Source organism: Nocardia paucivorans NBRC 100373 (assembly GCF_000308675.1).
In the GTDB taxonomy this organism is placed as follows: Bacteria; Actinomycetota; Actinomycetes; order Mycobacteriales; family Mycobacteriaceae; genus Nocardia; species Nocardia paucivorans.
In genome coordinates, this window is record NZ_BAGE01000053.1 from 170531 (window position 1) to 182201 (window position 11671).

The window sequence follows — 11671 nt, forward strand, 5'->3', positions numbered from 1 at the left end:
CCCGGTGCTTCGCCGATCAGATGACGCCGTGCAGCGGCGGCGGGGTGCCGTGCAACAGGGATCGGCCGATGTGCTGGTATTTCCAGCGCACCGGATCGTGCAGGGTGTGGGTGCGGGCATTGCGCCAGAAGTGGTGCAGGTTGAGCTCGGCCGCGGCGCTGCGGGTGCCGCTCACCTCGAACAGGGCACTCGATACCTCCATGGCGGCGCGATCGGCGAGCACCTTCGCGGTCGCCACCGCGATCGAGGCCTCCCCCACCTCCGCGGGGGTGTCCCGGGCGCTGTCGACGGCCGCTCCGGCCCGATCCAGGGCGGCCTCGGCGGCGGTGACGGTGACCGCGAGCTCGCCGAACCGCTGCACGACCAGCGGGTCGTCGATCGCCCGCTCGACACCGGCCTCGAACCAGGGACGGCTCTTGTTCCGTACGAAGTCGACGGCCGCGGTGAGCGCACCGCGCGCAATCCCGGTGTCGATGGCGGTGTGCAACAGCTGTGCGAACGCTCCATAGGCGGTGGGAGCGTCCACCGCGGGCGAGCGGTGCACCAGCTGATCGTGGTCGACCAGCACTCCGTCGAAGACAACGGTGCCGCTTCCGGTGGTGCGTTGCCCTATACCGTTCCAGTCGTCGACTATCTCGACCCCCGGGGTATCGGCCGGAAGATAGACGATGTACTGGCCGGGCGGTAGATCGGAACGGTCGTCCGGGTCGTCGAGGCGGGTGAGTACCGCCAGCAGATCTGCGAACAGCGAGCCGGTGCAGTAGTACTTGACCCCGTCCACGCGGAACTTTCCATCGTCCACGGGACGGACCGTGGTGGAGATCTCGGCGACGGTGGCGCCGCCGCGCTCGGACTGCGCATTGGCGATCCGCGCGCCCTCCAGGACCTGGCCCAGATACCGGCGCTGTTGCTCCTCGGAACCGGCCAGCCGCAACAGGTTCACGTAGACGAAGTGACTGTGCGGGATCTGGGCGATATTCGGGTCCGCGACCGCCAGCAGACGCACTACCTCGGCGAGATCGCTCGGCGCCAGATCCGCCCCGCCGAGCGTGGCGGGCACGGTGGTGGCCAGCAGACCGCTGGCCGCCAGCCGATCCATCTCCGCGTACGGGAGTTCCCGGTCGCGGTCACGCCGGGCGGCGCCGGGCGCGAACTCCGCCGCCAACCGTGCGGCAACGGAGCGGGCCTGCTCTGCCGAGGTGATGCGCTCGGCGCCGACGGCGGTCATCCGCCCGCGACCGCGACAGGCTTGCGCGCGGCCTCCAGTTCCCGAACCAGCGGCAGCACCTTGGCACCGAAGTACTCGATCTCTTCCTGGAAGTGCAGGAAACCACCCAGGATGAGATCGACGCCCAGGTCGCGGTAGGCGACGATCCGCTCGGCCACCTGCTCCGGGGTACCGATCAGCTTGGTGCGGAAACCATCGTTGTACTGAACCAGATCCTCGAACGTGGAGTCGGCCCACATGCCCTTACCGTCCCGGGTGGAGGCACCGGCCTGCTGAACGGCGTCGCGGAAACCTTCGACGGCGGGCTTGTTCGCCTTCTCGATGATCTCGCGGAGGGTGTCGTGGGCTTCCTTCTCGCTGTCGCGGGCGATGATGAAACCGTTCAGGCCGAATTTGACCTCGCGGTTGTGCTGCCGGGCGATGGTGCGCAGATCGTCGAGCTGTTCGGTGACGCCGTCGAAGTCCTTGCCGTTGGAGAAGTACCAATCGGCGTAGCGTCCGCCGTTCCGGCGCGCCGCCGTGGAGTTACCGCCCTGGAACAGCTCGGGATTCGGTCGCTCGGGGGTGTTGAGGGGTTTGGGTTTGAGGGTGAAATCGCGAATCCGGTAGAAGTCACCGGCGTAGTTCACATTGTCCTCGGTCCAGATCTTGCGAATGACCTCGAGGAATTCCGCGCTGCGCCGGTATCGTTCATCGTGTTCGAGCCAGGGTTCGCCCAAGGCCTTGAATTCCCCGGCGAACCAACCGGATACGACATTGATGGCGAAACGCCCACCGGACAGATGGTCGGCGGTGGCGCCGAATTTTGCGAGTACCGCCGGATGCCACAGGCCCGGGTGGACGGCGGCGATCACCTTGAGCCGTTCGGTGGCGCCCAACAGTGCAAGGCTGAACGAGGTGGATTCGTGCTGGTATTCCGCACCGTAGGAGGCGGTGTAGCGCACCTGGGACAACGCATAGTCGAAACCGTTGCGCTCGGCGGTCTGCGCCAGTTTCTTGTTGTAGTCGAAATCCCAGCTCGTCCGCTGCTCGATATCGCTGGTGACCAGTCCGCCGCTGACATTGGGCACCCAGTAGGCGAACTGGATGTTATCGGTGATCTTCTCGGTGGTCATCCCTGCTCCCGCTGCCGTGAATCCCTCGAACGGGCGCCGAGCGTGGCAACAACCGCTCGGTGCCCTTTCAGTTCACCAGCGCCGCGAACATCGGACGAGGGTTTGAATCCGACAGATCCGATTGCCCGGCCATACGGGACCACGACCAGGTCAGGACACCGTTGCGCTCGATATCGGATAGGTCGACCGAGCGAAGCGGCCCGCCGGACGGAACTTCTCCAGCAATGCGCCCGCATCCTCTCCGGTGATCTCGGAGATATAGGCCTGCGCGTCCTCGGTCGAGTTCACATTCCGGAAAGACTGCGGCCGGTGCAACAGGCCGACGAGCGCGGACGCGAATCGCGGATCGACCGCGGCGGCTGCGAAGAACTGGTTGCCGATCTCCCCGAACTCGGGATCGCTGAGGAACAGGCGCGTGGCCTTGGCGGCGGCCTCCGCACGCGCCGCCAGGAACGATTCGTACTGAGCGGTGAGCCACGCGGCGTCGAACGGGCCCTCGTGCGCCTTGGCCGCCGCCACCAACCGCTGCGCCTGGATCAACCCGCTCTGCGCGCCCTGACCGGCGATCGGATCGTAGGCCACGGAGGTATCGCCCAGTGAGGCCACCGTGTGACCACCGGCCGTGGTGCCGACACCGGCACGTATCACAGGTCGGACCGCACCCTTCAACCAGGAATGCGGATCGGATTCGATGACCTTGGTTGCGAGTACCTCGGGCAGGTCCCAGTCGAGGTATTCGCGGTAGATGCCCTGCACGATACGGTGCGCCGAGTGGGCGGAATCGGCGGTGGCGAACCGCTTCTCCCATTCGCTGCCCGGGCGGGCCCAACCGATGAAGGCCCAGCTCGGTCCCGCGTCCTTGTGCAGGTACGGCCCCCACCACGCCTCACCCTGTTCGGCCAGGATGGAGAACCCGCTGCGTCCACCACCGGCCGGGCTGCGATGGGCGAAAACCGATTCGTCGTGGCCCAGACCGGTGACGAACACCGTCAACAGGCTGCGCTGCGGCCGATCGTAGACGGTGCGGGTGGTGTCGACCGGGAACAGTTCGGACAGTCCACCGCGTCCGGTCGCGACCAGGGTCAGATCGTTGGCGGCGGCAATGGCGTCCAGTTTCTCCGGGGTGACGTCGTCGACGACGAAGGAGCCGCCGCGCTCGACGAAGGCGTCGAGTCGTTCCCCGGCCTTCAAACGGGTGTCCACGGCCACGCCGACGTATCCGTCGAATTCACCGTCGAAGGCGATGAGTTCTTCCCCGCCGCCGGCGATCCGGACGGTCAATCCGCTGTGTAGCGGGGCCCGGTCCCGGTAGGTGGACAGGCCCAGCGCCTCCTCGGCGGCCTGCGCCTCGCCGAAGACCAGGGCGGTTCCGGTGGCGGGGACGTCGTTACGCAATGCGTCCCGGTCCAGGTTGCTGTAGACGGTGACGTCGAAACCGGCGTCGAGCAGACCGAGCGCGGCGGTGGCACCGGCCTGTCCCGCGCCGATTACGGCGGCCTTACGAGTGGTGGAAGTGTTCGGTGATGTCATGGCACTATCGTTGTGCCGCCGGGCGCCGCGCCCGAGAGTTGCGATCACAGAGAAATCAATAGCGAAAAACCTGAAACGGCAGTGTTTTTCGCGCAGTCTATATCGGCGGATATATCGACGCGTCGGCATATCGTTCTACGATCCCGCCATGTCGTTCCGCATCGAATCGCTCACCGGGGATCGCATCGACCAGTACCGACAACTCGCCGAGCAGGCCGCCGCATTGGTCGCCGGCGAACCCGACCGAATCGCCAATGCGGCCAATCTGGCTGCTCTGGTGTATCACTCCCTACCGGATGTGAATTGGGTTGGTTTCTATTTCTTCGACGGCAACGAACTCGTCGTCGGCCCCTTCCAGGGAAAACCGGCGTGCGTGCGAATCGCCCTCGGCAAAGGTGTCTGCGGAACCGCGGCTGCCACTCGGGAAACCCAGGTCGTTCCGGATGTGCACCTGTTCCCGGGGCATATCGCCTGCGACGCCGATTCCCGCTCCGAGATCGTGGTTCCCCTGGTCCACGGCGATGAACTCGTCGGTGTCTTCGATCTCGACAGCCCGCGACCCGCGCGATTCGACGACACCGACCGTCAGGGCCTGGAGAGGGTGGCCGAGACCTTCGTCCGGTCCCTCCCCACCACCTGACCCGCCGCGGTATCAGTCCTCTGTCGGTTTACGCTCGCCCGCGCTCCACGCGAACGGCAGATTCGCGCCGTTGAGCAGGTGGTCACCGATTGCGCGAGCCTTCTGAATCGCCGGATTGTGCACCGAGATGGTTCGGGCGTTACGCCAGTGCCGGTCCAAACGCAGCCGTTCCGAGGTGATGGACGCCCCACCCACCTCGAACAGTTCACTCGTGGCCGGAAGAACCGTATCGATCACCGCGAGCTGCGCGCGGGCCGCCGCCAGCTCTACTTCCACCAGCGCCTTCTCGTCCTTCGCGCCGGCGGCCAGGACTTCGTCGAGCAGTTCGGCCACGGCCAGAACGGTGGCGCGGGCGCTGAACGCGGCCGCCGACAGCCGCCCGATGACCTGCTGCACCAACGGATCGTGCCGCGGCAGATCGGCAGCGGAATGGGTGTAGCCGCGGGTGCGCTGGGCCACCCATTCCCGAACATCGCGTTCGGCCCGCTGGGCTATCCCGGCGAGCACCGCCAACTGGATCAGCTGCAGGTAGGCCGTGGAATAGGTCGGTCCCGCGGCACCGTAGCCGGGACCGAGGATCTGTTCCTCCCGCACCACGACATCGGTGAATTCGGTGGTGCCGCTGGCGGTGAGGCGCTGCCCGAAACCGTCCCAGTCGTCGTGCTGACGCACGCCGTCGGCATGCGCATCGACCAGCAGCCCGACCCGTTCCCCGTCCCGGTCGGCCGCCACCAGAATGTGATCGGCGTACAGCGACCCGGTGCTGTAGTACTTGACGCCGTTGAGCACCCAGCCGTCCCCCTTGGGAGTCAACCGGGTCCGATACCGGTCCACCGCTCCCACCCCGGGTTCGGTGATGGCATTGCCGACCAGCGTGCCCTCGGCGACGGCGCGCAACCACCGCTCTCGGCGCGGACCGTCCTCGGCGAGCAGCTGGTCCTCCACGAACGCCCAGTGCACCCGCAAGGCCTGCGGCAGGTTGGACTCGGCGGCGGCCAGTTCGATCAGCTGCCGGAACAACTGCCGCACCCCGGCGCCGAACCCCCCGTATTCGACGGGCACGCGCAGCGCGCCGAAACGCGCCTCACGCAGCCACCCCACCTCCCCGTAGGCGAGCCTGCGGTCGGTTTCCCGCGCGACCGCACCGGCGGCGATGCGCTCGTAGATCGGGGTGAAGATCTCGTCGAGTTCGGCATCGGAGATGGAACGTGCAGTGGTGGAAGTCATCCTTTCACGATGGCCGGGGGCGCCCGTGGCCTCACCGGTTACGCGCACCACGATCGAAATATCCACCGGGCGGCCGGCGCATATCGATAAGAATCGGACCGATTCGAACCGGTGACACGCAGCGTTCACGGCACCACAATCAAGGGTCGGTCGGGCTCGGAGCCGGCCCACGGACACATATCCCCCGGCATATCCACGCCCTTGAAGGAGATTTTGAGGATGAGCCTGTCGTTCCACTGGTTCCTGCCCACCTACGGTGACTCGCGCAATCTGGTCGCCGGTGGACACGGAACCGCCATGTCCGGAGATCGGCCGGCGTCGCTGCGTTATCTGAACCAGATCGCGGGCGCCGCGGAGGAGAACGGCTTCGAGGCCGTCCTCACGCCGACCGGGGCGTGGTGCGAGGACGCCTGGCTCACCACCGCCATGCTGGTGGAAACCACCGAAACCCTGAAGTTCCTGGTCGCCTTCCGCCCGGGACTGGTGAGCCCTACTCTGGCCGCGCAGATGGCCGGCACCTTCCAACGCCATTCCCGCGGCCGACTCTTACTCAATGTGGTGACCGGCGGCGAACCCCATGAGCAGCGCGCCTACGGTGATTTCCTGGACAAGGAGCAGCGTTACGAACGCTGCGGCGAGTTCCTGCACATCGTGCGCGAGCTGTGGCGCTCCCACGAACCGTTCACCTTCGAGGGCAAACACCTGCAGGTGCGCGACGCATTGTTGAACAACCGCCCCGATCCGACACCGCCGCTCTTCTTCGGCGGCTCCTCCGCCCCGGCCGGGCCGGTCGCCGCACAATACGCCGACACCTACCTCACCTGGGGTGAGCCGCTGTTCGCGGTCAGCAAGAAATTGGAGTGGATTCGCCGCCTCGCCGTCGACCACGGCCGGCAGCTGAGCTACGGTCTGCGTATCCACGTGATCACCCGCGATACCTCCGAAGCCGCCTGGGCCGAGGCCGATCGGCTGCTCGCGGCCATCGACCCCGCCGATGTGAAACGGGTTCAGGAGAATCTGGCCCGCAGCGAATCCGAAGGTCAGCGACGCATGATGGAGCTGCACGGCGGTAGCACCGAACGCCTGGAGATTGCGCCCAACCTGTGGGCAGGTGTGGGGTTGGTGCGTGGCGGGGCGGGCACCGCCCTCGTCGGCTCGCACGAAGAGGTGGCCGAACGCCTCATCGAATACTCGCGCCTGGGTATCACGCATTTCATCCTGTCCGGCTACCCCCATGTGGAGGAGGCCTACTGGTTCGGAGAGGGCGTCCTGCCGATCCTGGAGCGGCGTGGTCTGTGGCGTCCCGCCGTGCGCCGGTCCACCCGCCCCGCCGCCACCCCGTTCGCGACGGCGTCCACCAGCTGAGCCTGCGGGATCCCGACGATAACCGACCTCTCGGCGGATACTCCGCCTTCGGCGCCGGTTCCGTCCCATCCGAGCTCGGCGGCCGCGACAACGGACACCGTTCCGACGTCGCCGGTCGCCGCGGCCCCGCGACGTCGGCGGCATACGACCGCCGCGCCGTGGGCGGTGCTCGGCCTCGTCCTGTTCCTGGCTGCCTGGTATCTGTGCGTCGATGTTCTGGCGCTGCCGCGGTTCCGCGCCCTGCCCGGGCCGACCGAGGTGCTGCGCGAATGGGTGAGCACCGACCCTGCCTACGGGACGTCCCTGTTCACCGCCTCGTACTACGAACACATTCGGGCGAGCGTGCGCCGGGTCGTTCTCGCGTTCACCGCCGCGCTCGTGACAGGTGTTCCGCTCGGTCTGCTGCTGGGGTGGTCCATGCGTTTTCGCCAGTACGTGTTCCCCGTGTTCGAGATGATTCGACCGATTCCCATCCTGGCATGGGTGCCCTTGGCCATTCTCATGTTCAGCAGTCAGGAGGGTTCGGTCGTCTTCCTCCCGCAACTCGCGACGGAGGTGCTCGACGAAGCCGGTCTCGACCCGGCGGACGGTGTGGGTGTCGTACACGCCGCATGACGCCACCACCACGGTGGATGGACGAACAGCGCCGGTCGGAAAGACGAGATCGGTCAGAACGAGATCGATCAGAAAGGATCGGTCAGAAATACGTGCCGCTGAACGGATGGTCGGCCACCGCGAACAGGGCGTCGGCGGCCGCCGCGGCCCCGGGCCGGTGCTCGGTGACGCGGCCCGCGAGAAGCAGATGCCGCCAGGAGGTGCCGCCGAGATAGCAGGCGGCGAGCGCGGATACGTCGGTGGTGAGATCGACGGCTGCGTCCACCCTGGTGGCGCCGTCCTCCGCGATCCGATATGTCCCGGTATCGGCCGTCAGGATCGGGTCGGTGACGCCGACGACCACCGGCGGGCCCGGCCGATAGGCGCGCCGCGCCAACGCATCCGGTACATCCACCAGCCGCAACCACGTCTCGTCCCGGATATCGGTCACCCGCACGGCCCGTTCGTCGATCAGCAGGTGCCGCAGCGGCGTATCCGGGGCGATCGCCGTGAAGACCACCATGTCCACGATATCTATATCGAACAGATGTCGAACCAGGCCCACATAGGACCGGGGGGTGGTGGTGACCAGATCGTCCACCAGCACGGTTCGGTGTGCGCTGCGGGACCAGTCCACGGTATCGACCGCGCGGTATCGGACGAAACCGTCCTCGGCCCCAGGACTGCCGTGAACCGCGACATGCCCGTGTCCCCGGAACAGTCGCTGGATCCGCCACCAATACGGTGACCGATGTATCTCCCCGACCCGGGAAACTCCGGCGATCGCATGGATTCTCTCCGGAAGCTCCCATATCACCTCGGGTGCGAGCAGCCGCACCGGTCCCGCGGCGGGCACGGTGTCCCGGAACCGGGCCTGCCGCCGATCCACCTCGAGCCGGGCCGACGAACCGGCCACCCCATATCCGAACCGTTGGTAGATCCCTCCCTGGGTGGCCCGCAACGTGGCGACGATCTCCCCGCGGGCGGCGATCTCGGCGAGTTGTCGGCGCATCAGGGCGGTCGCAACCCCCCGGCGTGCATGTGTCGACAACACTCCCACATGAGTGACGGCGGCATGGGGCACCCGTTCCCCGCCAGGCACCACCAGCCAACCGGAGTAGGAATTGGCCGTCCCGACCAGTTCCCCACCGTCCCGTACCCCGAGCACCCGGCCCGGTTCAACCAGGTCGTGGGCGGAATCGGCGGCGAGCGGAGGGATTCCGACCATTGCGGTCCGGAAGACCTGATGCGCGGCGCGCAGGTCCGCCGCCTCGGTCAGAACTTCCACATCGAAGGACATCCGGGAAACCTCACGTCTCGAGTGAAATCGGCACGCCGGCGGCCGGCACCCGGGCGTCCCGATGGTATCGGACCTATCGCCGAATCCCGTTGCCGCAGGCGTCGACCGGGTTCACGTGCGCGACTTCAGGCTCTCCTCGGGGGCCGAGGCGTCGGAGCGGTCCGGCGGCCATGGCACGAACCGGGGAATGTACCGGTACATCACCGCACCGCCGGTGGTGGAGACACAACCCAGCACGGCCACCGCGAGACCGAGCGGCACGACGGTCGCGGCCGCGCCGGCGGTCAAGGGTCCCAGGAACATACCCGCATCGTGGGTGAGCCGCCAGGCGGCGAGGAACTCCGCACGGGCGGCGGGCGGCGCCACATCGGCCCCGAGCGTCATGATGATCCCGTTACCGCAGCCGTTACCGATCCCCATGATCACCGCGACCACCCCGAGCGACCACAGGTCGTGCGCGAGCGGCAACGTGAAATACGAGATCGCAATGACGAGCAGTGACGGCACCGCGACGGCCCGTCGGCCGTAGCGGTCCATCAGCTGCCCGGCGGGATAGGAAAAGGCCAGGTCGAAGGCGGCACCGACGCCGAAGACGACCGAGGCCGAGGCCGCGTCGAGCCCGATATGGTCGGCCCACAGGGGCAATACGGCCTCCCGGGAGGCACGGGCGGCGCCCATCAGCAGCGCACCGGCACCCAGGGTTATCAGCAGACTCCGATGCCGACGCACGATGGCGCCGAGCGACGCCCCGCCCGGGGGCGCTTCCGCCGCGCGAGGTGGATCCGGTACCCGGGCCATCAGATAACCGGAAACGACGACCGCGACCAATTGCACGGCGAAGCCACCGCGGGGACCCACCCCGAGTATCGCCAACGCACCCAGAAACGGGCCGATGAGGAAACCGAGCCGCCACATCAGTGCGAAGGTCGCCATGGCCCGCGCTCGCATCTGCGGGGGCACGACCTCTGCGAGATAGCTCTGCCGGGCCAATCCCCACACCGCATTGGACAACCCCGTCAGAACCGCACCGGCCGCGAGCACCGGTGGGGTCCACGCCACCAGCGACAGTCCCACGCCCAATGCCCCCAGCGTGCTTCCGGCGACAATGGCGCGGCGTTCCCCGAACCGGGCCACGACCCGCCCCGCCGGAAGGTCACCGAGTACGGCGCCGAGCCCGACGAGGGCGACGATCGCCCCGGCGACACCGACCGAGGCGCCGAGATCACGCGCGATGAGCGCGATCACCGGCGCCCCGGCGCCCTGCCCGATACCGAAAACGGCCGAGGGAACGAAAACCGTGAGGACAAGCGGTCTCAGCGTGGCGGCGGTCGCCTTCATGCGCTCGCTTCGCGGGCGGCGGGCGCATATCTGCTCGCCGGATGCTCGAGACCATAGTGGCCGCGCAGCGTCGAGGCGGTGTATTCGGCGCGGAACAGACCACGCTCCCGCAGAATCGGCACCACCTGGTCGACGAAGTCCTCGAGTCCCCCGGGCAGATAGGGTGGCATCACATTGAAGCCGTCCGCCGCGCCACCCTCGAACCAGGCCTGCAGATCGTCGGCGATCTGTTGCGGGGTGCCCGCGATGGTGCGGTGACCACGGCCGCCGCCGAGTTTCGCGATCAACTGCCGCACGGTCAGCGACTCCCCGGCCGCCAGATCCTTCACCAACTGGTAGCGACTCTTGTTGCCCTGGATCTGTTCGATCGGGGGCAACGGTGGCAGCGGGGCGTCCAGGGCATGCGCGGTGAGGTCGACACCGAGCATCTGCGACAGCTGCCGCAGCGAGTATTCCGGCGAGATCAGATCGGTGAATTCCTGTTCCAGCTCTCGGGCAGCTTCCTCGGTATCGGCGATATACGGGACGACCCCGGGCAGGATCTTCACCTCGTCCGGATCACGGCCGAACTTGACCGCGCGGGCCTTCACATCCCGGTAGAACGCCTGCCCGTCCTCGATCGAGCGTTGCGCGGTGAAGATCGCCTCGGCGTAGCGAGCCGCGAAGTCCTTACCGCTCTCCGAGGATCCGGCCTGCACCAACAACGGTCGGCCCTGCGGCGACCGGGGCACGTTCAGCGGTCCGCGGACCTTGAACCGCTCACCGACGTGGTCGATGGTGTGCACCTTGTCCGGATCGGCGAACCGTCCCGTTTCGGCGTCGAGAACGAGCGCGTCGTCCTCCCAGCTGTCCCACAGCGCCGTCGCCACGTCGACGAATTCGGCGGCACGGACATAACGTCCGGCGTGATCGGGAATCGCATCGAATCCGTAGTTGGCAGCCTCGTCGACACCGCCGGAAGTGACGATGTTCCACCCGGCCCGGCCACCACTGATGTGGTCGAGCGAGGCGAATTTCCGAGCCAGCGTGTAGGGCTCGTTGTACCCGGTGGACGCGGTCGCGATGAGCCCGATGCGCTCGGTGACCACGGCCATCGCCGACAACAGGGTGATCGGCTCGAACACGGCCTGGGTGTTGTGGGCGACCCGAGGGCCGACGGCGAGTCCGTCGGCGAAGAACACCGAATCCAGTTTTCCGCGCTCGGCGATCCGTGCCAACTCCTGGAAGTGGGTGACCTCCAGGATGCGACGCGCATCGGTGCGGGAGTGGCGCCATGCGGCCTCATGGTGTCCGACGCCCATGAGGAAGGCGTTCAGATGGAATTGTCGAGACAT

At 67.3% G+C, this 11671-nt stretch carries 10 protein-coding genes; 3 read left to right on the forward strand and 7 right to left on the reverse strand.

The features are described from left to right. Window positions 1-16: 16 nt before the first annotated feature. From ON32_RS20020 to ON32_RS20030, 3 genes are all read right to left on the reverse strand, one after another. Entirely contained in the window at window positions 17-1228 is a 1212-nt protein-coding gene (locus ON32_RS20020; protein ID WP_040792489.1) for an SfnB family sulfur acquisition oxidoreductase, read from the reverse strand. After that, complete coding sequence (sfnG, locus tag ON32_RS20025; RefSeq protein WP_040792490.1) at window positions 1225-2343, reverse strand: dimethylsulfone monooxygenase SfnG; 1119 nt, start codon at window positions 2341-2343, stop codon at window positions 1225-1227. Before sfnG ends, ON32_RS20020 begins: the two co-directional genes overlap by 4 nt. Window positions 2344-2493: 150 nt before the next feature. Next, complete coding sequence (locus ON32_RS20030; protein ID WP_040792491.1) at window positions 2494-3873, reverse strand: styrene monooxygenase/indole monooxygenase family protein; 1380 nt, start codon at window positions 3871-3873, stop codon at window positions 2494-2496. A 148-nt stretch (window positions 3874-4021) separates the two neighbouring features. Between ON32_RS20030 and msrC the strand changes: the two genes are divergently transcribed. After that, window positions 4022-4513, forward strand: coding sequence for a free L-methionine (R)-S-oxide reductase MsrC (gene msrC, locus ON32_RS20035; protein WP_040792492.1), 492 nt, complete (start codon window positions 4022-4024; stop codon window positions 4511-4513). Between the two features lie 12 nt (window positions 4514-4525). On the opposite strand, the gene ON32_RS20040 is transcribed toward msrC, so the two are convergent. After that, on the reverse strand, window positions 4526-5740 hold the full coding sequence (locus tag ON32_RS20040; protein WP_040792615.1) for an acyl-CoA dehydrogenase family protein: 1215 nt from the start codon (window positions 5738-5740) through the stop codon (window positions 4526-4528). A gap of 219 nt (window positions 5741-5959) precedes the next feature. On the opposite strand from ON32_RS20040, the gene ON32_RS20045 reads away from it, so the two are divergent. Together ON32_RS20045 and ON32_RS20050 are read left to right on the forward strand one after the other, a co-directional pair. Further along, a complete protein-coding gene (locus ON32_RS20045; protein ID WP_040792616.1) occupies window positions 5960-7105 on the forward strand; it encodes an LLM class flavin-dependent oxidoreductase in 1146 nt (381 codons plus the stop codon). 165 nt (window positions 7106-7270) lie between these two features. Beyond that, window positions 7271-7720, forward strand: a complete 450-nt coding sequence (locus ON32_RS20050) for an ABC transporter permease (RefSeq protein WP_051133489.1) — start codon at window positions 7271-7273, stop codon at window positions 7718-7720. An 82-nt stretch (window positions 7721-7802) separates the two neighbouring features. Here ON32_RS20050 and ON32_RS20055 read toward each other — a convergent pair whose 3' ends face one another. The 3 genes from ON32_RS20055 to ON32_RS20065 all read right to left on the reverse strand — a co-directional run bounded on the left by ON32_RS20055 (window position 7803) and on the right by ON32_RS20065 (window position 11671). Next, a complete protein-coding gene (locus ON32_RS20055) occupies window positions 7803-8999 on the reverse strand; it encodes a GNAT family N-acetyltransferase (RefSeq protein ID WP_040792493.1) in 1197 nt (398 codons plus the stop codon). 111 nt (window positions 9000-9110) lie between these two features. Continuing rightward, on the reverse strand, window positions 9111-10337 hold the full coding sequence (locus ON32_RS20060; protein ID WP_040792494.1) for an MFS transporter: 1227 nt from the start codon (window positions 10335-10337) through the stop codon (window positions 9111-9113). After that, window positions 10334-11671 (reverse strand): LLM class flavin-dependent oxidoreductase, encoded by a 1338-nt coding sequence (locus tag ON32_RS20065; protein ID WP_040792495.1) that lies wholly within the window; start codon window positions 11669-11671, stop codon window positions 10334-10336. Before ON32_RS20065 ends, ON32_RS20060 begins: the two co-directional genes overlap by 4 nt.

Excerpts from the sequence above, each read along its gene's own strand:
- ON32_RS20055 (WP_040792493.1), bottom strand. The coding sequence starts at position 8,999 with ATGTCCTTCGATGTGGAAGTTCTGACCGAGGCGGCGGACCTGCGCGCC.
- msrC (WP_040792492.1), top strand. The coding sequence starts at position 4,022 with ATGTCGTTCCGCATCGAATCGCTCACCGGGGATCGCATCGACCAGTAC.
- ON32_RS20060 (WP_040792494.1), bottom strand. The coding sequence starts at position 10,337 with ATGAAGGCGACCGCCGCCACGCTGAGACCGCTTGTCCTCACGGTTTTC.
- ON32_RS20065 (WP_040792495.1), bottom strand. The coding sequence starts at position 11,671 with ATGTCTCGACAATTCCATCTGAACGCCTTCCTCATGGGCGTCGGACAC.
- ON32_RS20040 (WP_040792615.1), bottom strand. The coding sequence starts at position 5,740 with ATGACTTCCACCACTGCACGTTCCATCTCCGATGCCGAACTCGACGAG.
- ON32_RS20030 (WP_040792491.1), bottom strand. The coding sequence starts at position 3,873 with ATGACATCACCGAACACTTCCACCACTCGTAAGGCCGCCGTAATCGGC.
- sfnG (WP_040792490.1), bottom strand. The coding sequence starts at position 2,343 with ATGACCACCGAGAAGATCACCGATAACATCCAGTTCGCCTACTGGGTG.
- ON32_RS20020 (WP_040792489.1), bottom strand. The coding sequence starts at position 1,228 with ATGACCGCCGTCGGCGCCGAGCGCATCACCTCGGCAGAGCAGGCCCGC.
- ON32_RS20045 (WP_040792616.1), top strand. The coding sequence starts at position 5,960 with ATGAGCCTGTCGTTCCACTGGTTCCTGCCCACCTACGGTGACTCGCGC.